The sequence below is a fragment of the Pseudomonas sp. LBUM1653 genome (assembly GCF_059716115.1).
This window is the reverse complement of record NZ_CP166803.1, coordinates 1,388,210-1,408,229: the sequence shown is the minus strand read 5'-3', so window position 1 is coordinate 1,408,229 and position 20,020 is coordinate 1,388,210. Positions and strand designations below refer to the sequence as shown.

General features: G+C 57.7%; 21 protein-coding genes. 17 read left to right on the top strand and 4 right to left on the bottom strand.

All coding sequences use genetic code 11. The annotated features are described in order from the left end of the window. Nucleotides 1-34: 34 nt before the first annotated feature. From ACA054_RS06340 to ACA054_RS06330, 3 genes are all read left to right on the top strand, one after another. Complete coding sequence (locus ACA054_RS06340) at nucleotides 35-1,381, top strand: CoA transferase (protein WP_497688642.1); 1,347 nt, start codon at nucleotides 35-37, stop codon at nucleotides 1,379-1,381. A 4-nt stretch (nucleotides 1,382-1,385) separates the two neighbouring features. Beyond that, complete coding sequence (locus tag ACA054_RS06335) at nucleotides 1,386-2,354, top strand: hypothetical protein (protein WP_497688641.1); 969 nt, start codon at nucleotides 1,386-1,388, stop codon at nucleotides 2,352-2,354. Between the two features lie 146 nt (nucleotides 2,355-2,500). After that, a complete protein-coding gene (locus tag ACA054_RS06330) occupies nucleotides 2,501-2,818 on the top strand; it encodes a helix-turn-helix domain-containing protein (RefSeq protein ID WP_497638283.1) in 318 nt (105 codons plus the stop codon). A 43-nt stretch (nucleotides 2,819-2,861) separates the two neighbouring features. Here the strand turns inward: ACA054_RS06330 and ACA054_RS06325 are convergent, their stop codons facing one another. Next, nucleotides 2,862-3,923 carry an MBL fold metallo-hydrolase gene (locus ACA054_RS06325; protein ID WP_497688640.1) on the bottom strand — a complete coding sequence of 354 codons (1,062 nt, stop codon included), beginning with the start codon at nucleotides 3,921-3,923 and terminating at the stop codon, nucleotides 2,862-2,864. 215 nt (nucleotides 3,924-4,138) lie between these two features. Between ACA054_RS06325 and ACA054_RS06320 the strand changes: the two genes are divergently transcribed. Both ACA054_RS06320 and ACA054_RS06315 read left to right on the top strand, forming a co-directional pair. Then, the gene (locus ACA054_RS06320; RefSeq protein WP_497688639.1) at nucleotides 4,139-4,750 is read left to right on the top strand and encodes a TetR/AcrR family transcriptional regulator; all 612 of its coding nucleotides are present in this window, start codon (nucleotides 4,139-4,141) and stop codon (nucleotides 4,748-4,750) included. Between the two features lie 125 nt (nucleotides 4,751-4,875). Beyond that, nucleotides 4,876-5,409: a DUF1003 domain-containing protein gene (locus tag ACA054_RS06315; protein WP_497688638.1), complete on the top strand. Its 534-nt coding sequence runs from the start codon at nucleotides 4,876-4,878 to the stop codon at nucleotides 5,407-5,409. A 5-nt stretch (nucleotides 5,410-5,414) separates the two neighbouring features. Here ACA054_RS06315 and ACA054_RS06310 read toward each other — a convergent pair whose 3' ends face one another. Beyond that, nucleotides 5,415-6,356, bottom strand: coding sequence for a LysR family transcriptional regulator (locus ACA054_RS06310; protein ID WP_497688637.1), 942 nt, complete (start codon nucleotides 6,354-6,356; stop codon nucleotides 5,415-5,417). Between the two features lie 15 nt (nucleotides 6,357-6,371). Here ACA054_RS06310 and ACA054_RS06305 point away from each other — a divergent pair, with 15 nt between their 5' ends. Then, the gene (locus ACA054_RS06305; protein WP_497688636.1) at nucleotides 6,372-7,079 is read left to right on the top strand and encodes a CTP synthase C-terminal region-related (seleno)protein; all 708 of its coding nucleotides are present in this window, start codon (nucleotides 6,372-6,374) and stop codon (nucleotides 7,077-7,079) included. Further along, nucleotides 7,076-7,405, top strand: coding sequence for an antibiotic biosynthesis monooxygenase family protein (locus ACA054_RS06300; RefSeq protein ID WP_497688635.1), 330 nt, complete (start codon nucleotides 7,076-7,078; stop codon nucleotides 7,403-7,405). Before ACA054_RS06305 ends, ACA054_RS06300 begins: the two co-directional genes overlap by 4 nt. 23 nt (nucleotides 7,406-7,428) lie before the next feature. On the opposite strand, the gene ACA054_RS06295 is transcribed toward ACA054_RS06300, so the two are convergent. Next, nucleotides 7,429-7,551 (bottom strand): hypothetical protein, encoded by a 123-nt coding sequence (locus ACA054_RS06295; RefSeq protein WP_497690410.1) that lies wholly within the window; start codon nucleotides 7,549-7,551, stop codon nucleotides 7,429-7,431. Nucleotides 7,552-7,980: 429 nt separating this feature from the next. Between ACA054_RS06295 and ACA054_RS06290 the strand changes: the two genes are divergently transcribed. From ACA054_RS06290 to ACA054_RS06245, 10 genes are all read left to right on the top strand, one after another. Then, complete coding sequence (locus tag ACA054_RS06290) at nucleotides 7,981-8,727, top strand: methyltransferase domain-containing protein (protein WP_497688634.1); 747 nt, start codon at nucleotides 7,981-7,983, stop codon at nucleotides 8,725-8,727. Between the two features lie 13 nt (nucleotides 8,728-8,740). Further along, nucleotides 8,741-9,658: a class I SAM-dependent methyltransferase gene (locus ACA054_RS06285; RefSeq protein WP_497688633.1), complete on the top strand. Its 918-nt coding sequence runs from the start codon at nucleotides 8,741-8,743 to the stop codon at nucleotides 9,656-9,658. Beyond that, on the top strand, nucleotides 9,655-10,800 hold the full coding sequence (locus ACA054_RS06280; protein ID WP_497688632.1) for a M50 family metallopeptidase: 1,146 nt from the start codon (nucleotides 9,655-9,657) through the stop codon (nucleotides 10,798-10,800). Before ACA054_RS06285 ends, ACA054_RS06280 begins: the two co-directional genes overlap by 4 nt. Before the next feature lie 10 nt (nucleotides 10,801-10,810). After that, a complete protein-coding gene (tglA, locus tag ACA054_RS06275) occupies nucleotides 10,811-10,966 on the top strand; it encodes a 3-thiaglutamate biosynthesis pearlin carrier peptide TglA (protein ID WP_497688631.1) in 156 nt (51 codons plus the stop codon). A gap of 97 nt (nucleotides 10,967-11,063) precedes the next feature. Next, nucleotides 11,064-11,945, top strand: coding sequence for a peptidyl (S)-2-mercaptoglycine synthase subunit TglH (tglH, locus tag ACA054_RS06270; RefSeq protein WP_497688630.1), 882 nt, complete (start codon nucleotides 11,064-11,066; stop codon nucleotides 11,943-11,945). Beyond that, entirely contained in the window at nucleotides 11,935-12,738 is an 804-nt protein-coding gene (tglI, locus tag ACA054_RS06265; RefSeq protein ID WP_497688629.1) for a peptidyl (S)-2-mercaptoglycine synthase subunit TglI, read from the top strand. The genes tglH and tglI overlap by 11 nt, the downstream gene beginning before the upstream one ends. 3 nt (nucleotides 12,739-12,741) lie before the next feature. Continuing rightward, nucleotides 12,742-15,186: a lantibiotic dehydratase gene (locus ACA054_RS06260; protein ID WP_497688628.1), complete on the top strand. Its 2,445-nt coding sequence runs from the start codon at nucleotides 12,742-12,744 to the stop codon at nucleotides 15,184-15,186. Then, nucleotides 15,183-16,478, top strand: coding sequence for an MFS transporter (locus ACA054_RS06255; RefSeq protein WP_497688627.1), 1,296 nt, complete (start codon nucleotides 15,183-15,185; stop codon nucleotides 16,476-16,478). Before ACA054_RS06260 ends, ACA054_RS06255 begins: the two co-directional genes overlap by 4 nt. Nucleotides 16,479-16,567: 89 nt before the next feature. Beyond that, a complete protein-coding gene (locus ACA054_RS06250; RefSeq protein WP_497688626.1) occupies nucleotides 16,568-17,695 on the top strand; it encodes a glycerophosphodiester phosphodiesterase in 1,128 nt (375 codons plus the stop codon). A gap of 88 nt (nucleotides 17,696-17,783) precedes the next feature. Next, complete coding sequence (locus ACA054_RS06245; protein WP_130905159.1) at nucleotides 17,784-18,089, top strand: PepSY domain-containing protein; 306 nt, start codon at nucleotides 17,784-17,786, stop codon at nucleotides 18,087-18,089. 85 nt (nucleotides 18,090-18,174) lie between these two features. Here the strand turns inward: ACA054_RS06245 and ACA054_RS06240 are convergent, their stop codons facing one another. Continuing rightward, nucleotides 18,175-19,800 carry a methyl-accepting chemotaxis protein gene (locus ACA054_RS06240; RefSeq protein ID WP_497688625.1) on the bottom strand — a complete coding sequence of 542 codons (1,626 nt, stop codon included), beginning with the start codon at nucleotides 19,798-19,800 and terminating at the stop codon, nucleotides 18,175-18,177. Between the last annotated feature and the right edge of the window lie 220 nt (nucleotides 19,801-20,020).

The following is a 20,020-nucleotide window of genomic DNA, read 5'->3' as shown; positions in this document are numbered from 1 at the left end:
TTATGCTCGGGCTCTCGTTCCGGAGGGCCCTTCGATGACTGATTTACTCACGTCCATTCAAGCCGAACTCGGCATGCCGCATACCCCTATTGCATTCACCTCCAGCGGCGCCCTGCCCTCGGCGTTTGCCGTCACCGACCTGGCTTGCGCCAGCATCGCCGCCGCCGGCCAGGCTGTCAGCGAATTGCTGCACCAGCAAACCGGACGCTTGCCCGGCCTTGAAGTCGACCGGCGCCTGGCCTCCTTCTGGTTCTCCAGTTCGATCCGCCCGCTAGGCTGGAAAGTCCCGCCGCTGTGGGACCCGATCGCCGGTGACTACGCCGCCAAGGATGGCTGGATCCGCCTGCACACCAATGCACCCCATCACCGCGCCGCCGTTGAATCCGTGCTGGGCGCTTGCATCGACCGTAAGGCGGTGGCAAGCAAAGTGGCGCAATGGTCCAAGAGCGATCTGGAGCAGGCCGTGGTCGATGCCGGTGGCTGTGCCGCCGAAATGCGCACTTGGGAACAGTGGCAAGTCCATCCGCAAGGGCTCGCGGTCAACGCCGAACCGCTGATTCAGTTCATCGCCGGCCACAACCCGCGCAGCACACCCTGGCAAGGTTCGGTGGCGCAACCACTGGCCGGGATCAAGGTGCTGGACTTGACCCGCGTGCTCGCAGGCCCCGTCGCCAGCCGCTTTCTCGCGGGCCTGGGCGCTGATGTACTGCGCATCGACCCACCCTCCTGGATCGAACCGGGGGTGGTGCCGGAGATGACGCTGGGCAAGCGTTGCGCACGCCTGGATCTGCACGATAAAACCGATCGCTGTGTATTCGAAAGCCTGCTCAAGGACGCCGACATCGTGCTCCACGGTTACCGCGCCGATGCCCTGGAGCGTCTGGGTTACGGTGTCGCTGAACGGCAGCAACGCAACCCTGGCCTGATCGACGTTTGCCTCAACGCCTACGGCTGGAGCGGCCCGTGGCAGAACCGTCGTGGCTTCGACAGCCTGGTGCAGATGAGCAGCGGCATCGCTGACACGGGTATGCACCTTACGCATGCGGACAAACCGACGCCCTTGCCACTGCAAGCACTCGATCACGCCACCGGCTATTTGATGGCGGCCAGTGCGATCAAGTTGTTGGCTGGACGCTTGAACAACGGACAGGGTGGTTCGGCGCGGCTGTCGTTGGCGCGTACGGCGAAGCTGTTGATCGACAATGGCCTGGGGAGCGACGAGCCGTTGCGGGCCGAAGATGCGCACGATCAGGGAATGCTGCTCGAGCAAACTCCATGGGGCCCGGCACATCGCTTGCACGTGCCGCTGAAGATCACCGGGACCCCGGTGCAGTGGACGCTGGCGGCGTCTGAATTGGGTTCACATCGCGCGCAGTGGTAACAGCATGAAATTCGACCTCGCCTATTGCCTCGGCCTCGACGAAAAACTGTCGATCTATGACGTGCGCGATCTGAATTTCGACGAGACGATGGCGTTCGATTCCGCGAAAGAACATTTCCAGTGCCCCAACGATACTTGTCGCCTGACGTTTGATGGGGCGAACGTGTTGGGCACGTTCAACGCCAAAAACGTGAACTACGTGCGCACGCCGCATTTCAAGAATCTGCCAAGTACGCGGCATGTCGAAGGCTGTCCTTATGTGAGCCTGAAGACCCCGCCTTCGGCTGTAGCGTCGGACGGCGAGGAAACGGACGACAGTCGCGAGGAACATTTCCCGTCGGAATTGTTGCTGAGTCGGCGTGAGTATGTGCGTAAGTCGTCGCACCCGACTGTGGTTGCCGATCTGCAAAGAGCTGCGCCATCAGCGGCTTCGCCGGTCGGCAGCGTCGAGCAGCCCGGCCGCGAGCCGGCACCGGACAAGACCAGTGTCTTCGCCCATCCGGTGGAATGCTTCGTGTCGAACTTCGAGGACAAGGCGCTGCTCAAGCGCATGCCGCTGAAGATTGGCGAGCACACAGCGCCTTATGCCTCGTTTTTCAAGAAGATCGAGTACCTGCAAGACAACAAGGGGCTGATTTACTGGGGCAAGATCAAGCAGATCAAGGATTACACCCAGAGCTTTCGCATCGATTTCGAGCAGAAGGTCTGGTTCGAGAAGAAGCCGTACCCGGTCAACGTTTACCTGAGCAAGAAGCTGATCGACAGCTACCGCAAACGCAAGGCGTTCCTGGAGGAGATCAAGCACGCCATCGAGAGCGGGCGGCAATTGTATTGCTTCTTTTATGGCGTCCAGCCTGCGTTGCAGCAGGTGCCAAGCAAGAAAAACCCCGAGCAGAGGTTCGGCGTGTTCAGCGCCAACATCGAGAATCTGGATCACTTTATTGTGCGGGAGGCGCCGGGGTTGGAGAACTAGTCATACCCACCACACAGACAGTGACCTTCCGTCTGGCCAAGGGGTACGAAACAGAAAAATCGAAAAATGCGTTTGATCCGGATCGAAAACAACTGTACAAAAACACAGTATTTTTCAAACCAGTACTCTCGAGCCCGGAGAACCCCATGGCCTCTCAAGCGATGAAAATCACCCTGGAACGTATCGCCCTCTTCCAATTCACCCCGGCCCACTGCGCCCAGGCCCGAGCGATGCTGGGCTGGAGCGTGGAAGCGTTGTCCCGCGAAGCCGGGGTTTCGGTGCAGGCCATTGAGCGCTTCGAAGCGCGGCAGGATGTGCTGGATGTCACTCGCCTGACATTGGCGTATCGGCTTGAATCGGAGGGGCTGGTGTTCTTCCCGGGGTTTGCGCCGGGTAGAGGGATGAATGTGAAAGGGTCTACGCCGAATCCGGTGGGGCGGGCGGATTTTGCGATGGTTGAGTGAGGTCGCAACTTTAGCACTGGAGCTACGACCCGACTTTCACAGATTAGAAACTACGGCCTGAACACTCCTGGTAGACCTGCTCTTCGACTTCATACCACCACGCAGTGCCACGCTGCGCAGCCATCACATTGAACGCCTCGCCCATCCGTGGCGTGGTGATCGAGACATTGCGTTCCCAGGCCAGGGCCAGGACGCGGTCGAAGGGCTCGTACCAGGCATGCGTCGACAAATCGAAGGTGCCATTGTGAATCGGTAGCAGCCAGCGCCCCTTGAGGTCGAGGTGGGCTTGCAGGGTTTGCTCAGGTTGCATGTGCACATGGGGCCAGTCGACGTTGTAGGCGCCGGTCTCCATGAGGGTCAGGTCGAAAGGGCCGTATTGTTCGCCGATGCGTTTGAAGCCGTCGAAGTAGCCGCTGTCGCCACTGAAAAAGATCCGCGTATCGCCGTCGATCATCACCCACGAGGCCCAGAGGGTGCTGTTGCCGTCGAACAGGCCGCGACCGGAAAAGTGCTGCGAGGGGGTGGCGACGAACTGGATGCCGTCGACCTCAGTGCCCTGCCACCAGTCCAGTTGGCGGACTTTGCGAGCGTCTATGCCCCACTTGATCAGGGTATCGCCCACGCCCAGCGGGGTGAGGAAATACCTGGTCTTGTCGGCGAGTTTGAGCACTGCCTGATAGTCCAGGTGGTCGTAGTGATCGTGAGACAGGATCACCGCTTCAATGGGCGGCAATTGGTCGAGGCTAATCGGTGGCTGGTGAAAACGCTTGGGACCGGCCCACTGCACGGGGGAGGCGCGCTCGGCGAACACCGGGTCGGTGATCCAGAATTTGTCCCGCAGCTTGAGCAGTACCGTGGAATGGCCCAGGCGATAGACGCTGTGGTTGGGCGCTGCCATCAACGCCGCTTGTGTCAGCGGTTGCACCGGCACAGGCGCCGTCGGGCGGGTGTTGCTCGGTTTGTGAAACATCGCGTTCCAGAGAATGCGCCGGGTTTTGCCAAGGCTCAAATGCTGTATCGGCCGATGGTTTTGAAACTGCCCTTGAGCCTGTCGGGAAGCTTCAGGCCTGGAGGCGCTGTTCGCCGGGGGAGTTGATTTGGCCATGAAGGAATGACTCCAGAAAAACCGCACGCTTCACGATTTTTCATTTTGGGACGATAAATGGCCAAGGCACGCACGCATCAGCCGAACACTCTATTTTTTACCGGGCAGGATTAACAAAACATTACACTGCACAGTGTAGTTTCAAGGTTGCAGCAAAGCCTTTCACAAGTAAACTGCTGAGTGTAATTTTCCTTTCTTCCTGCCGAAGCGTATTTATGACAGCTCCACAGCGCCTCACCGACCGTAAACGCGAAGCCATCATTCAGGCGGCGATTGTCGAATTCCGTGCCAATGGCTTCGACATCACCAGCATGGACAAGATTGCCGCCACTGCCGGTGTGTCCAAGCGCACGGTGTACAACCACTTCCCCAGCAAGGAAGAATTGTTCGCCGAAATCCTCAATCAATTATGGGTCCGGGTATCGGCGGAACAGGTAGCGCCCTACCGCACCGACCTGCCCTTGCGTGACCAGATGCGTCACCTGCTGACGGCAAAACTGCAGATGCTTAGCGATGAAAATCTGCTCGATCTGGCGCGGGTGGCCATCGCTGCGACCATCCATTCTCCCGAGCGCGCGCAAAGCATGGTGACCCGAATGGGTGAGCGCGAAGAAAACCTGACCCTGTGGATTCGTGCCGCCCTGGCCGATGGGCGTTTGAAAGCAGTCGACCCGGAGTTTGCCGCGCAACAGGTCTATGGAATGCTCAAATCCTTTGCCTTCTGGCCGCAGATTTCCATGGGGTTGCCGGGTTTGTCGCCCGAGATGCAAGGCACCGTGGTGGAGTCGGCGCTGGACATGTTTCTGGCCTGCTATGAGTTGCAATAAATGACAATCTCGACGGCGGCCTCGAACGATTGATCGCTGCAATTTTTACGGGGCAATGTGTTTCAGAATGAAACTCGCGCTGAGGCTATAGTGATCCTCAGTCCCAGCGCCCTGCAGAGAGCATCATGACCTCCACGAGCAACGAAACCCACGCCCCCGTCGATCACCTGCGTTTCCATCGCCGTCATGCTCATCTGGCGCCGACCTTTGGCAATGACAAGTTTGCCCTGCGCGCCGAGGCCTTTGCGCGGTTCTTCGGCACACCAATGTTTCTCGGCGCACAAACGCTGATCGTGGTGATCTGGGTGTGCCTCAATCTCTCCGGTTTCACCCACTTCGATGCCTACCCGTTCATCCTGCTCAACCTGGCTTTCAGCCTGCAATCGGCCTATGCCGCACCCTTGATCCTGTTGGCCCAGACCCGTCAGGCAGCGCGGGACAAAGCCCAATCCGATGCCGATGCGCAACACCGCGAAGCGCTGGCGATCGCCAACAGTGAACGACAGGCAGAAGCGGCGAAAAACACCGCGCAACTGCTGGCGCTGCTTGAGCAAAACACCCGCCTTACAGAAATGACCAAAGCCCTCACCGAGCGCATCGAAAACCTGACCACGGAAATGCATCAGCATTTCGTGGGCAAGGACGCGCCAAAGGCCTGATCGGCCTACGGCAACTTCAGCGCCCGCCCCAACTCATCAAACAGTGTCACCACCGAGCGCAGGGCGCGGCAATCCGGGCGGGTCAGCAGCCACAGCGCGGTGTCGTATCCATGCAATGGCTCGCCCAGCGGCTGCAATCCATCACCGATCAAAAAGTCCGGCAACGCCGCCACGCCCAACCCCGCCCGCACCAGTTCGGTGACCGACAGCATGCTGTTGCAGCGATATCCCGGCATCACCCCCGGCAATGCCTGGCGTCGCCAGGCCACTGTCGGATGATCAGGCAGGAAGTCGTCTGGGGCGATCCAGGTCAGTGACACCAGATCGGTCGCATCGACCGCTTGCAGATAACCGGCACTGGCACACACTCGGTAGGAAATCCCCGCCAGGCGTCGCCCCACCAGATGCTCCGGTGGCGTACGGGTCAGGCGCAGGGCGATGTCGGCATCGCGGCGGCTGAGGTTGGCAAAGTCGTTGGACGTGCTGAGCTCAAGGGTCAATGCCGGATAATTTGGCATGAACTGCGCCAGCGCCGGCAACAGCAAACCTTGCAGGACCGAATCGGTGCAGGTCAGGCGCACGGTGCCGCTGACGACTTCGCCGCCCTGCTCCACGCCGACCCTCGCCGCTTCCAATGCCTGTTCGGCGCGCTCGGCCTGTTCCGCCAGGGCCTGCGCCAGGGTGGTGGGCAGGTAGCCGGCGCGGCTTTTTTCGAACAATTGCTGGCCCAGTGCGGCTTCCAGTCGGCGCACAGCGCGAAAAACCGTCGAGACATCCACCTTCAGCAGCTGCGAGGCCCGAGCCAGAGAGCCGCCGCGCACCAATGCGAGAACAAGGGCCAGGTCCGGGAAGTCCAGTCGATAGTGCGTCGCTGCATTGATCACTTGGGAAACCGCCCATATTGAGTGCGTGAACGCCAATCTATAGTGGGTGCCGGGAATCAACAAGCGCCGAGGTCAACCATGGAAAACCGCGTCATTCGCATCGCCCTGATCGGCGATTACGACCCGCAAGTCACCGCCCACCAGGCCATCATTGTGGCGCTCGACATGGCCGCCGAATACAGCGGCCGAAACGTGCAAGGCCAGTGGCTGGCCACCGATAGCCTGCATGCCGACACGCCACTCAGCGGGTTCGACGGTTTCTGGTGTGTGCCCGCCAGCCCTTATCGCAGCATGGACGGAGCGTTGCGGGCGATTCGTTTTGCCCGTGAACAGCGGCGGCCTTTCCTCGGCACCTGCGGCGGTTTTCAACACGCGGTCCTGGAATATGCGCGCAACGTGCTCGGTTGGTCGGATGCTGAACATGGCGAGACGGCACCCAATGCAACGCGGGCATTGCTCACGCCGCTGGCGTGTTCACTGGTGGAGACGGTGGACACTATTCATTTGCTGGAAGGCTCGAAGATCGCCAAGGCGTATGAAACCTCGGAAATTCGTGAGGGCTATCGCTGCCGCTACGGTGTGAATCCTGAATTCGAACGGGAACTGCTCAAGCACGCACTTCACGCTGTCGGCCATGATGCCGGGCAAGGGTTGCGCGCGGTCGAGCTCAGCGGTCATCCGTTCTTTGTCGCCACACTATTCCAACCGGAGCGCGCTGCACTCAAGGGCACCCTACCGCCGCTGGTGCGGGCGCTGGTCCAGGCCTGCGCGGTGCAGCAGTCATGATCGCCAATGCGCCGCCGGCGCCGTACTACGCGGTGATCTTCACCTCACTGCGTACCGAGGGGGATCAGGGTTACAGCGACGCCGCCGAGCGGATGCTCGAGCTGGCGCGGGAACAACCGGGGTTCCTCGGTGTGGAGTCGGCCCGGGGTGTAGACGGGCTGGGGATCACCGTGTCGTACTGGGACAGTGAGGCGGCGATCCTGGCGTGGAAGCAGCATCCCGAGCACCGGGCGATTCGTGAGCGTGGGCGTTCGACCTGGTATGCGCAGTGTGATACGCGGGTGTGTCGGGTTGAGCGGGCGTATGGGTTCACGCAAAACTTGTAGGTCATGCTTGTCGGATCGCCGCATCACAGCAGTTCAACGATGGTCGAAAACAAAAGCCCGCGCAGGTACTGGCGTTGACGGTGTTCTTCGAACACCTGATCAACCCACTCCGCCGGAATGGCGTGTTCCAGTGCCAACTTGACCATGACACTGGCTGGTGTCTTTTTTTCAAACCTCGCTAGAACTTCTGCCCACTTCGAATCTACATTCGCCCGAAAGCCTCTTCGTGGCGTTAGAAATATCATCACCCGGCCTCGGTACGTAACGCCTTTAGCGGACTGTCGGCGCGCCCTCTATTTTTCAGCCTCATTCAGCACGGGTTGTACTAGCAGAATCCTGACAATCCTCTTCACCAATACCAGGGTGTTAAATTCGTTGACGGAACAGTGGCAGATCACCAAACCCTCTACTCAATGCGTCAAATATCATGACTTGGGAAATCCCCTACAAAACAAACATTAATTTCCCACAAGCATAATGATGACACACTGATTAGAACTGGATAGCCTTTACTTCAACAGAAAACTCAGCTGCACTGGCGAGCACGAATACTATCGGATAAGGAATTTACATACATGTCTGCTCTAACGACATCTCTTGGCACTCCCAATGAAACCGTTGGTGATGGTGTAGAGTCCAGCAATGCCTCATGGAGTTTTGGAGGCACGACACCTGAGCACTTTGACTCCCATGTATCGAAATCCGTACCAAAATATAAGGATGGCCACGATATCGTGCTGTCGCTCAGCGACTTTTTTGTAAAAAACGATAGCACCTGCTACGAACTTGGCAGTTCCACCGGAACCCTGACTCGGCAACTTGCGCAGCGTCATGGCGCATCGACGAAGTGGGTGGGCATTGATGTGGAAGAAGCCATGACCCGTAAGGCGAATGAGCTTTTGAGCGCATCGCCGCAGCATAACGTCAGTTTCATTACCGATGATATTCTGAATTTCCCCTATGAAAAAAGCGATCTGATAGTTTCGTATTACACTATCCAGTTTGTGCACCCGTGTATTCGCCAAGCCTTGTTCGATCGCATCTATGAGTCTTTAAACTGGGGTGGTACTTTTATCATGTTTGAAAAAGTACGCGGCCCAGACGCACGCTTTCAAGACATCCTCAGCAACCTGTATATAGATTATAAGCGGGACCAAGGCTATAGCGCCGATGAAATCCTGGCGAAAACCAGAAGCTTGAAAGGTGTACTTGAGCCTTTTTCCACGACCGGCAATATCGAAATGTTATCTCGCGCCGGCTTCAAGGATATAACCAGTATTTTCAAGTATATTTGCTTTGAAGGCTTCTTCTGCATCAAGTGACTGGAATGTGATCGTGAACGCAACTATAGAACAACAATACCTGAAACTTTTGCAGATGCCAGACACGTTTCGCGCGCAGAAAATGAATTGTGAACTGTGCAATTCCAAAGACCATTGGGTTTTGCTGGAAAGCGTCCAGGGGCCCGGTGACCAAACCGTGGCATTGCCAGTACTCGGTTGCCAGGACTGCGGCCATATTTTCCAGCAATACCGCTTCGATCAAGCTTTCTACGACGCTTACTACGACAAATACTACCGCCTGAGCCTGTTCGGCAATACGGAACCTGAGCGCGCGTTCTTTCTGGACCAGGTACGCCGCGGCGAACACCTTTGCCGGTACTTGCAAGATGTGGTTCCCACCAAAGGCAAAATGCTTGATGTCGGCTGTTCCGCCGGCGGCCTGATGATTCCCTTCGCGAAACGGGGCTGGACAGTAAGAGGCAATGATCCCGACCGGGCCTACGTGGAATACGGCAAAAATATAGGCCTGGACATCGATCTGATAGGGGCCGAACGTATGAGCCCCAGTGGTGATTACAACCTGATCATCATAAATGGTTCGTTGGAACATGTTCATGATGTCAACCGAGTCATGCAACTTTGCCGGCGGGCCAGTGCCGAGGATGGGTTGCTGTTGATTGAAGGTCGCGCGCTAGGTTATGGCCTTGAACAAGGGTTTCTAACCCATAACCATCGCCGTTATTTGAGTGCCAGCAGCATCGAGTACCTGATGTGCCAGCATGGTTGGGAACCGATCCGGACCACCCGTGAGCCCATATGTGGGCCGACTCGGCCGGGGGCGGTGTACGTACTGGGGCGAGCCTGTACCCAGCGTGCCACTGAGCACCTCGAAAGCATTAAGACCCAAGGCCGCATGGCCCTTCAGAAATCCTACATGCCAAGCCTCCACGCGTTGCGAGCTCGCGCATGAGTGCCTCGGTCCATGCTCTCGAAAACTCGAGCGCCCAAGTTCATTCCTGCTTTAGGGTTGACTTGGTTGTGACGCCACCGCCAGCAGACTCGGTCACTTGGCGCTATAACCTCTACGATCCCAGCAATGATATCGGCTTTGAACTGGGCAAGGCCGAGTACTCCCTTGCTTTGCTCTTCGATGGCCAGCGAAACCTGCGAGAGATTGCCAGCGCCGCCCTTATTCAGTATCGAATCAAGGTAAGTCCTGAGAAGCTTGCGCAGTTCGAGCGCAAATTGCTCAACCTGAAACTGCTGAGCAGCGAGCAAACCGCTCATAAAAAGGACCTGCGTGACCCAGCCACGGGCATAACCTACGGCCCGCTGAAAGAGTATTTGCTGATTAATCTGGTGAAAACCAACCCGCAGCCACTGCTCGATCATATTTACCGGTTGTCGCCTTGGTGCTGCCGCGCGGCATTCATTTTTCCGCTGATGGCGATGACCCTGGCGAGTTTCGTATACCTGGGCGTGCACTTCAGTACGTTCATGGCCGATGCTGGCGAGACCTATATCCACAGCTACCGCTGGTTGCTCTGGCACTTCCCGGTCATTTTGACTTCTATCGCCCTTCACGAACTGGGGCACGCGTTGGCCTGTCGTCACTACGGGGTCAAGGTCAACGATTTCGGAATCGGCATCTACTTGTTACTGGCCACCGGCTGGGTACGTCCGGTTCAGACGCAATGGTCGCAGCTGCTGCTGAACCAACGGGTGATCACCATTCTGGCAGGCCCCTTGGTCAGCCTTCTGTATGCAGGCGTGGGCATTGTCCTGTGGGCGATGTTCCGTGACACCCAAGGGGTTTTGCCCGCTCTTTTTGTGGTGATGATCGTGGCTTCGTTTATTTCCCTCGTACCGACGCTGCTGCCCATCTTCAATGGCGACACGTACCTGGCCATTACCGAGGTTCTCGGGCAACCGCGTCTGCGCCAGCGCGCTTTCAACTATGTAAAGCGCCATTGGCGCACCGCGCCGCTTGAAGCGGTTTCCCCTGCATTACGCAGGCTCTACTGGGGCACATTCCTGTTGACCTGCCTGGGCTGGGTAATCGCCTGGTGCTTCACCGCAGCCACCCTGATTCGCCTTTTCAACCACCCATAAGGACGATGTCATGACCCAACCTACAGTGCCCCCGGCTATCGCCAACACGGATGAACTCACCACCGAACCCACTGCCAGCATCACGCCGCAATCCCTCGACGATGCGCCGTTCGAGGAGTTCGACCTCGACGATATCGAAATCATCGAAAGCAAAGTTTTCGCCTGATCACTCCGCGCTTCCTCGGCCTCACATCGAGGGAGCCGCCCCCTTCCTCAGACTGGGCAACCACATGGCTCACTTCGTTAAGCCCGAACCGATTGGTGTGGGTATCCAGTACAACCCCGAAATCCTCGACTGGTTTCCATTTGAGGACATCGAAGTTGATGTGCTGGAAATCCTTCTCGATAACATCATGGCCCCCATGGATGGCCCGCAGATTATCAGGCCTTCGGCCCAGGCGATGATCAATCGGTTGGCTGAGAAATTCACATTACTGGCGCATTCCAATTACGGCTGCGACTTTGGTTTCAGCCCTCTCGAAGAAACCGCCGCAGTACAACGTCATGTGCCCCTGGCCAAGATGCTGAACAGTCCATGGGGCGCCAACCATTGTTTTTATGGCGACAACTCCTGGCTGGATATCTGGAGCAGCCCGCTGCAGTTTTCCAATGCAGAGGTGCTCCGCTGCGCCGAACGCGCGAAGACTTTGCAGGCGCATTATGGGATGCCATTGGCCCATGAAAACGCCGCCTATTACCTGCAATGCCCAGGCGCTGAAATGCGTGAAGCCGAGTTCTTGGCCCGGCTCGTGCAGCAGTCCGGCACCTTTTTGCACCTGGACTTGCATAACATCTACACCAACCATCTGAACCTGAAAAACTTCGACTTGCACGACTACTTCGACACCTTGCCATTGGACAAGGTGATCTCGGTGCATCTGGCGGGTGGCAGCTGGCACGAGGGGCTTTACCACGACTGGCATGACTCGTGTGTGCCTGAACCTGTTTGGGATCTGTACCAGGAACTCATGTCTCGCACCCGCCCCTCGGCGATCATCTTGGAATACCAGGGGCAGGCCCACCATGCGCTGACACGAGTGATGGACGCCAACGACGAACACATGATTGTCACCGATGTGCGGCGTGCTCAGAAAATCTGGAACCACTACACCAAACCGGTACAGGAGCTGACGCATGGATGCTGAGCAGGTCTGGAAGCTATGGCGACGCCTGCTACGCGATGAAGCACTGCAGCAGCAGTTGTACGAAGCTCAGGGCGCGTCCCAATGGCTGGAACACTTTCCTGATAACGAGCGGGTGATTCTGCAGGCCTATGCCTGTCAGTTTGAAAGGGTGAAATGGTTCGTAGAAAACTATCAATTTCGCTTGGTCAATTCCTTTATCAATGCGCTGGAAACCGGCGCCCCGTTGACTTTGCGCGCACTGCTCAACATCGGGGTGGATCTGCCAACACTGTCCAGGGCATTCCTGCGTCAACAAGAGTGGTTCGATTTTGGGCCAAGAGTTTATGGTTATTGCGATGCGGCCCTGGACTTTCTACTCAAGCGCCAGGAGCTCGCTGATTACCCGCAGATTCGTGACCTGATGGGGCTTGAACGCGAATGTGTGCACCTCTACACCGGACTGGTGAAAGCCAGCGCCGTGGTGCCGGGCCAATATCAGCGCACCGACAGTGCACGCATTTACCAGAGCAGCTATGCGTTGTCGCAGTGGTTGCGTGATAAAAGCCTGCTGGGGCGTAGCAGCCCGGAGGAAACCAGCCAACACATCCTGGTGTATTTGCCCAACCCTGAGACCCGCCATAAATTCACGCTAATAAGCCAGCGCGCGGCGTATCTCTATAGATGTCTTGAGCAACCACAGTCACTCGTCACCTTGACGCAGATACTGGGTTCCACAGCCGCCCAACCAAGCGGCGAAGACATTGCACTGTTCGGCAAACTTCATCAACTCAACGCAATTAGGATGCCGGTCTAGACCATGGAAAGCTCACAGTACTTCTGGCTGCGCTCGACCGGTTTTCCCATTCATCACTTGACGGATCTGGGCCGATTCGCCGAGCTGCCATTGTGCCGCGCCTTTGAACAAAACTTCCGCTCAATGCAAGCGCTGAAGGCGACGTTGCTTGAAGAGGCCAACTCACACTCACCCCAGGCCTGCCGCAAACTCATCCGCAAACTCAACGATGGCCAAGCCTTGCAACCCTCAGACCTGCCGCAAGCACTGCGTGAACCACTGAGTGAGGCTTTGCAACGCTGGAACGGCTTGTTGGAGCGGGCCGCGGCGCGAGAAGATACGGATCATGAATACAGCACCTATCTGGAGAGCGCTCGCCAAGGGCTGATCGACTTCCTGGACGACGAAGCGGTAGCCGAGGCTTTGTTCATATCCAACCCGTCGGCGTTGACACGTATCCGTGAGCTGATCAGGGATCGGCACGGCAGAAACGATACCCGCAAAAAACAGAAGCTGCGACTGGGTTGGAGTTACGCGCAACGTTTCTGTGCCAAGAACGATACCTCAAGTTTTTTCGGTCCTTTGGCCTGGGGCCGGTTCGATACCCGCCAGATGGACAATGTCCTGCTGACCCAGGATGACACGGCGTGGATCAAGGATCGCCACACCCTCTTCGAGAATTGGGTGGTGCAGCGGTTGGTTGAACAGATCAACCAACAATGTCCTGACACCGACCGTATGCCCTTGCAGCTCAATACCGGATGCTACCTGCAGGAACAGACCCTGTTCATGCCGATTGGCAAAAGCCAGCGCCTCAGCCCACAAACCGCTCAGGTACTGCATTACATCAGCGAACAACAGGGTCAAGAACCAACTTTTGCCGAGATGTTGAGCGTCTTTTCTGAAGTCGAGGTCAGCATACTGCACGAGCTGCTGGAACATTTGGTGAGCAAACGGATCGTGCGTCGCGGCTGGCAAATGTCTCCTCGTGAACGTAACCCCATCTTGCAGCTGCAACGATACTTGGCCAATGCGCGGGTATCCGATGAGTTCAGCCAGGTCTGGCGAGCGCGCCTTGAAGCATTGGAGGGCTTGCGCCATAACTATGCTCACGGCGACCTGTTGCGCCGGACCGAATGCCTGGAGGGCTTGAACCAACTGTTGGGCGAGGCAGGGGTCGACCTCAGCCGGGAGACCGGCGCCATGTATGTCGGCCGTTACCCGGTGTACGAGGACTGTTCAAGAAACATGGACATCAGCCTCGGCCGAGCCATGCTCAGCCACGTCAATGAAGAGCTGGCGCCGTTGATGCGCATCAATCAGTGGCTGATCAAAGCCATCGCTCATCAACTCAATAAGGCTTTCATTGATGTCTGGGAGCAGCGCCAGGCTGCCAGGCCCGGCAAGCCGGTTGATTTTCTCGACCTGCTCAACACCCTTGCTCCACTGTTACCGGCACTTGAAGCGCAAATCATCCTGGACCTCGATCTGCGCCTGGAAACGGCTTGGACGCAACTGCTGCAGGACTTCCCGGAGCATCCTGAAGTACATCTTTGTGCCGCGGACATCGAACGTCTGATCACCCTGTTGAACGCCGATATGGATGTAACTGGCTTCGAGGTCTTTGGCAGCGACTACCACTCCCCGGACATCATGATCTCCAGTGCGTCGATGAAGGCCTTCAATCACGGTGACTATGAAATCATCGTGGGTGAAGTGCATCCGGCAGTCCATACTCTGAGTCAACCCGTAGCCGCGCCGTTCGGACCGTTCAATACTCAGATACACCAGCAGGTAGAGGCGATTTTCCAACAACCGCGTCTGATACTGGCGGATTCACCTACCAGTTATCAACGCTCGCACATCGACTGGCCGTTGCAATCTTCTTACTTGCAATTGGTGCTGCCATCGGGTGGCGGTTGTGTCGCGGCGAGTCAGCGGTTTGCTGCCGGTAGGGCACAAGTGCTGCGAGCGAATGATCGCCTGCAAGTGATCGACGCCCTCGGGCAGTTCAACGAAGACTTGCTGTGCGTATATTCGACTCCCATGCACCGGCTAGGCTTCGCCTTGGCTGGCAGCACCGTGACCAAACACGAGCACCGACGTGTCTGGTTTGGCCGCACCCTCTACAAGCGCGCTTCCTGGATATTTACCAGAGATGACATGCCAACGCCGAAAGGCTCGGTCGACGAGCTCGAACACACTCTGCAATGGCGTGCCTGGGCTGCCGATCATGGCTTGCCCCGTTATGCGTTCGTCAAGATCGATACCGAACCCAAACCGCTCTTCCTCGACTTTGATAACCCGTTGTCCTTAGACGGCATAACCAATGCGCTGAAGAACGCTGTCCACGTAAAGTTCTCAGAAATGCGACCGTGCCCTGATGAGCTTTGGCTTGAAGAAGAGCGGGGGCGTTTCTGCTGTGAAATACGCACAACCTTTTCCACATGCGAGGCTATTGCGACATGAGTAATGAGAATTCAGGCTCTTGCGCAAAAGCCGATCAGGAAGCCAAACATTCGTTTTTGTACCTGTTCTTGACCATATTCATCCCCTTTGGCTTAGGTCATTTTGTGTCCTACCTGTTTCGCACGGTAAACGCCTTGATTTATGTGGATCTGGAACGGGAGCTGCTTCTTCCCGCCAGCAGCCTGGGCCTGTTGACCGGCGTGTACTTTCTAACGTTCGCCGCAGCGCAGATTCCGCTGGGTGTCATGCTCGACCGCTACGGTCCGCGCAGCGTGCAGGCCCCCATGTTGCTGTTCGCTGTGTTGGGCTCGCTGATTTTCAGCTTCTCCCATACCGAACTGGGACTGATCATTGGTCGCGGCCTGATCGGTCTAGGTGTTGCTGGTTCGCTGATGAGCGCGATCAAGGCGTGTGCCATCTGGTTGCCTGCCGAACGTCTGCCATTGAGTACAGCATGCCTGTTATCAGTGGGCGGCCTGGGCGCAATGGCGTCCACCACGCCGTTGCATGAGCTGCTCAAGTGGATCACATGGCGTGAAGCGTTCTTGATTCTGGCGCTGCTGACTTTGTTCGTCTGCGTAGTCATTCATCGGAGCGTGCCGCGCACCTACAAGCCCAAACACACCACCCTCGGCGAAATGTCCAAGGCCGTGGGGACACTTTACTCCTCATGGGTATTCTGGCGGCTGGCGTTGTACTCGGTATTTGCCCATGCGATCTACATGTCAGTGTTGTCGCTATGGATGGGGCCTTGGCTACGCGATGTAGCCCAGTTGAATGAGTCCAACATGGCTAAAGCCCTGCTCTGGGGTACCGTGGCAATGGTGGCAGGTTCGCTGGTCTTCGGCTCAATCACCGACTACCTGCGGCGCTTTGGTGTGCAACCGATCATGGTGTGTGGTGGCGGGGTTTCAATCTTCATCGCATTTCAATTACTAATGATCAGCGGACTACCTGTATCGCCGTTACTGATTGCTATGGGTTTCAGCTTCTTCGGCACCTCCACCACCATGAACTACGCGATCGTGGCTCAGTCTGTGTCGCCTGAGCTTGCCGGGCGGGTCAGTTCATCGTTCAACCTGGTGGTATTCGTGCTGGCGTTCGTCTTGCAGTGGTTGATGGGAGAAATTCTGAACCTGTGGCCAGCATATGGGCAAGGGCACCCGGTTGAGGCTTATCGGTGGTCACTTGGGGTGATGATCGCGTTGCAGGTACCGGGGGTCTTGTTGTGGCTGAGTTTTAAACCGTGGGTACTGAAAAATCGCGGCAGCGCGGCAAAAAACCTGCTTTGAACAGGTTTATGTCGGTCTGGCGATAGCGCTTGTCCGGTTCAATTGTTAAAAGAGACCTCTTTGAAACCTATCGCGAAAGGATCTCGACCATGCCGGCCACCTTCACCCAAAGCGCCCTGCTCCTGAGTTTGCTGCTTGGCCTCGGCCAAGCCCAGGCCGCCAGCGAACCCGGCCCCGCCGCCCTGGCCACCCGCGTGGGCATTCCACACCCGGCGGTGATCGCCCACCGTGGCGCGTCTTTCGATGCACCGGAATCCACCGCTGCCGCCTACAGACTGGCCCGTGACCTGGGCGCCGATTACCTGGAGCTGGACCTGCAGCGCAGCAAGGATGGCGTGCTCTTCGCCCTGCACGACAACAACCTGCAACGCACCACCGACGTCGCCAGCAAGTTCCCCGAGCGCAAGGACAGCCCGGCCAATGCCTTCACCATGACCGAGCTGAAAACCCTGGACGCCGGCAGCTGGTTCAACGCGGCCTACCCGGATCGCGCGCAGCCTGGGTTTGCCGGCCTGAAAATCCTCACCCTCGATGAAATCATCGACATCGCCCAAGGCAATCCGCTGCACAAGCCTGGCCTGTACATCGAAACCAAGGAGCCGAAGCAATTCCCCGGCATCGAACGCGACCTCAAGGAAAAACTCCAGGATCGCGGGTGGTTGAGCCCCGCGGGTTCGAAACTGGCCAAAAGCGCACTGGGCGTCGGTCAGGGCAAAGGCAAAGTGGTCTTGCAAACGTTCGAGAAGAGCAGCCTCGAACTGCTGCAAAAGGAAATGCCGCAGGTGCCGAAGATCCTGCTGCTGTGGGTTGGCGAAGGCAACATCGAGCCAAAATCGACCGTGACCTTTGCCGAATCCGGAGACAAGGACAAAGCCGCCTACTACGCCAAACAGCAACCGAAAGACAAAGCCGAGTTCCAGCGCTGGGTCGACTATGCCAAGGCCCAGGGCGCGATCGGCACCGGCCCGTCCGCCGCGCTGACCCACGGTGGCGATCAGAGCTACGCCGACCTGGTGCAACCGTGGATGAACCAGTACACCCACGATCAGGGCCTGCTGGTGCACGTCTACACCATCGATGAGGCGGTGGATTACCAGAAGGTCATGGAGGCTGGCGTCGACGGGATTTTCACCAACCGCGCCAGTGAATTGCTGAAATTCTACAAACGCCCGGCGGCGGTGACTGTGGCGCAGGTGCTGCGCAATAACGGGTATTGATCATTCGACTCAAGGGAATTTAAGCGTGAATTAAGTTGCCACAGTTAATCTGATCCCACTTAAACAGTTCACCCAAGGAAAGAACCCCATGAAAACCCTGACTGCTCTGTTCACCGCTGCCGCCCTGACCCTCACCGCTGGCCTGGCCCAAGCTGATGTTCCCGTCGACCAGATCCCTCAGTTGGTTAAGGATGGCAAGATCAAACCGCTGGAAGAACTGAATCAGATCGTGCTGAAGCTGCACCCGGGCGCCACGATTACCGACAGTGACCTGGACAACCACTTCAACGGCTACGAGTACGAAGTCGAGTTGCGCGACGCCAAAAATGTTGAATGGGACGTGGACCTGAATGCCGCCACCGGCGAAGTCCTGAAGAACAAAAAAGACGACTGATGCACACAGCAAAAAGCCGCACGATGTTTCCATCGTGCGGCTTTTTTGCATCTACCAGGTGCAGATCAGACGCCCGCAACACCCATCACGCACTTAACCGCGCCGTCACCTCGTTCAACTGCCCCGACAACCCGTGCAGGTTGTTGCTTGCGGTTTCGGTGCGCTGCACGTTGTCCAGATTGGTGCTCGCGATGCTGGTTATCTCGGTGAGGTTGCGCGAGATGTCTTCGGCCACTGACGTCTGCTCTTCGGCGGCGGTCGCAATCTGGCGGTTCATGTCGCGGATGGCTTCCACGGCCAAGGTAATACGCTCCAGCATGGCGCCGGCCTGGGTCACTTGCTCGACGCTTTCGTCGCTGCGCGCCTGACCGTTTTCGATCGCCTGGGCAGCGTGTACCGCACCCGTTTGCACGGTTTCAATAATCTGGTTGATCTCGATGATCGATGCCGCCGTACGCTGGGCCAGGCTGCGCACTTCGTCAGCCACCACCGCAAAACCACGCCCGGCTTCACCGGCACGGGCCGCCTCGATGGCCGCGTTGAGGGCCAGCAGGTTGGTTTGCTCGGCGATGCCGCGAATCACTTCCAGCACTTTGCCGATGCGCCCGCTGTCGGTTTCCAGCTGCCGAATGACCGTGGCGGTGTTGGCGATTTCACCGCGCATCCGGGTGATGGTGTGAATGGTGCCCTGCATGACTTTTTCGCCCTGCTGGGCCGACTGGTCGGCGTCGTCAGCCGCGCGCGCGGCATCCACCGCGTGACGAGCGACCTCCTGTGCAGTGGCGGACATTTCGTTCATGGCCGTGGCGACCTGATCGGTGCGGTTGAACTGTTCGTGGGTGCCACCGGCCATCAAGGTGGCGATCGAGTTCAGTTCACCGCTGGCGCTGTCCAGGTCCGAAGCACTGCGCTGCAAACGACTGAAGGTTTCGGCGAGGAAATCGCGCAGCGTGTTGGCCGCCATCGCCAGCTTCCCCAGTTCGTCCTGGCGGCTGCTGTCCACATGCTCGGCAAAACGGCCATGACTGAGTTGCGCCACGTACTCGATCAACTGACGGATCGGCTCGACCAGATAGCGGTTGACCAGCCACAGGCTCAACAGGCCGATCAATAGCCCTGAGGCCAGCATCACAATGATCCCCAGCCACACCGTGCGGTCGGCCGCGGCGCTGATCAACGTGGCTTGCTCGGCGCCCTGCTTGCGCAACGCGCTGACCAGTTCGCTCATCTGATCGCTGGTCGCACGGTCCACACCCTTGACCGCACTGTCGCCAACCGTTGGGTCGGCACCGGCGGCCACGAAGGCATCGCGGCCTTTCTGATACGCCGCGCCCAGCAGGCGATGTTCGTCCCGCAGGCGTTCGATGCGCGTCTTGAGCAGCGGCTCGATCCCTTTCTGTCCGGCAAGCTCACCGAGAATGCGCTGCACATCACCTTGACGGTCTTCGAACTGCTTCCAGTACTTGTCCAGGTCCGCCGGTTGCTTGCCACGCAGCAAGACGTTTTTCCACTCCTGCACCTGCACTTTGAACTGCAGGTTGGCTTCATCGATCAATTGCGAAGTGTGCAGCGGGCCTTCGATCAGATTGGCGTAGTTCTGGACTCCGCTGGACAGAAAGTGAAAGCAGGCCAGGGCGATCAACAGCATCGCGAACAGGCTACCGCTGAGCAGGGCGAGAACTTGCGCTCTCAAGGACTTTTGCAAAAGCATCGAAGGGTACTCATGGCAGGAATGAGGCACGCCCGGGTAATGGCGTGAAATAGGTCCAGACATCCCTGTCCGCGACCCTGGCTGAGGGCCGAGGGCGCGCAACTTAACCCAAGCGTGATCGGCGTGCCAGAGCGGTTCTTGAGATAAATCCGACCACCGGCAGCACAATTTTTTGCAGCAACTGATTGTCACAAAACCGTCATCCAGCCTTGCAATGATG

Coding starts and splice junctions, on each gene's coding strand:
- ACA054_RS06340 (WP_497688642.1), top strand. CDS start 35: ATGACTGATTTACTCACGTCCATTCAAGCCGAACTCGGCATGCCGCAT.
- ACA054_RS06335 (WP_497688641.1), top strand. CDS start 1,386: ATGAAATTCGACCTCGCCTATTGCCTCGGCCTCGACGAAAAACTGTCG.
- ACA054_RS06330 (WP_497638283.1), top strand. CDS start 2,501: ATGGCCTCTCAAGCGATGAAAATCACCCTGGAACGTATCGCCCTCTTC.
- ACA054_RS06325 (WP_497688640.1), bottom strand. CDS start 3,923: ATGGCCAAATCAACTCCCCCGGCGAACAGCGCCTCCAGGCCTGAAGCT.
- ACA054_RS06320 (WP_497688639.1), top strand. CDS start 4,139: ATGACAGCTCCACAGCGCCTCACCGACCGTAAACGCGAAGCCATCATT.
- ACA054_RS06315 (WP_497688638.1), top strand. CDS start 4,876: ATGACCTCCACGAGCAACGAAACCCACGCCCCCGTCGATCACCTGCGT.
- ACA054_RS06305 (WP_497688636.1), top strand. CDS start 6,372: ATGGAAAACCGCGTCATTCGCATCGCCCTGATCGGCGATTACGACCCG.
- ACA054_RS06300 (WP_497688635.1), top strand. CDS start 7,076: ATGATCGCCAATGCGCCGCCGGCGCCGTACTACGCGGTGATCTTCACC.
- ACA054_RS06295 (WP_497690410.1), bottom strand. CDS start 7,551: ATGGTCAAGTTGGCACTGGAACACGCCATTCCGGCGGAGTGGGTTGAT.
- ACA054_RS06290 (WP_497688634.1), top strand. CDS start 7,981: ATGTCTGCTCTAACGACATCTCTTGGCACTCCCAATGAAACCGTTGGT.
- ACA054_RS06280 (WP_497688632.1), top strand. CDS start 9,655: ATGAGTGCCTCGGTCCATGCTCTCGAAAACTCGAGCGCCCAAGTTCAT.
- tglA (WP_497688631.1), top strand. CDS start 10,811: ATGACCCAACCTACAGTGCCCCCGGCTATCGCCAACACGGATGAACTC.
- tglI (WP_497688629.1), top strand. CDS start 11,935: ATGGATGCTGAGCAGGTCTGGAAGCTATGGCGACGCCTGCTACGCGAT.
- ACA054_RS06260 (WP_497688628.1), top strand. CDS start 12,742: ATGGAAAGCTCACAGTACTTCTGGCTGCGCTCGACCGGTTTTCCCATT.
- ACA054_RS06255 (WP_497688627.1), top strand. CDS start 15,183: ATGAGTAATGAGAATTCAGGCTCTTGCGCAAAAGCCGATCAGGAAGCC.
- ACA054_RS06250 (WP_497688626.1), top strand. CDS start 16,568: ATGCCGGCCACCTTCACCCAAAGCGCCCTGCTCCTGAGTTTGCTGCTT.
- ACA054_RS06245 (WP_130905159.1), top strand. CDS start 17,784: ATGAAAACCCTGACTGCTCTGTTCACCGCTGCCGCCCTGACCCTCACC.
- ACA054_RS06240 (WP_497688625.1), bottom strand. CDS start 19,800: ATGCTTTTGCAAAAGTCCTTGAGAGCGCAAGTTCTCGCCCTGCTCAGC.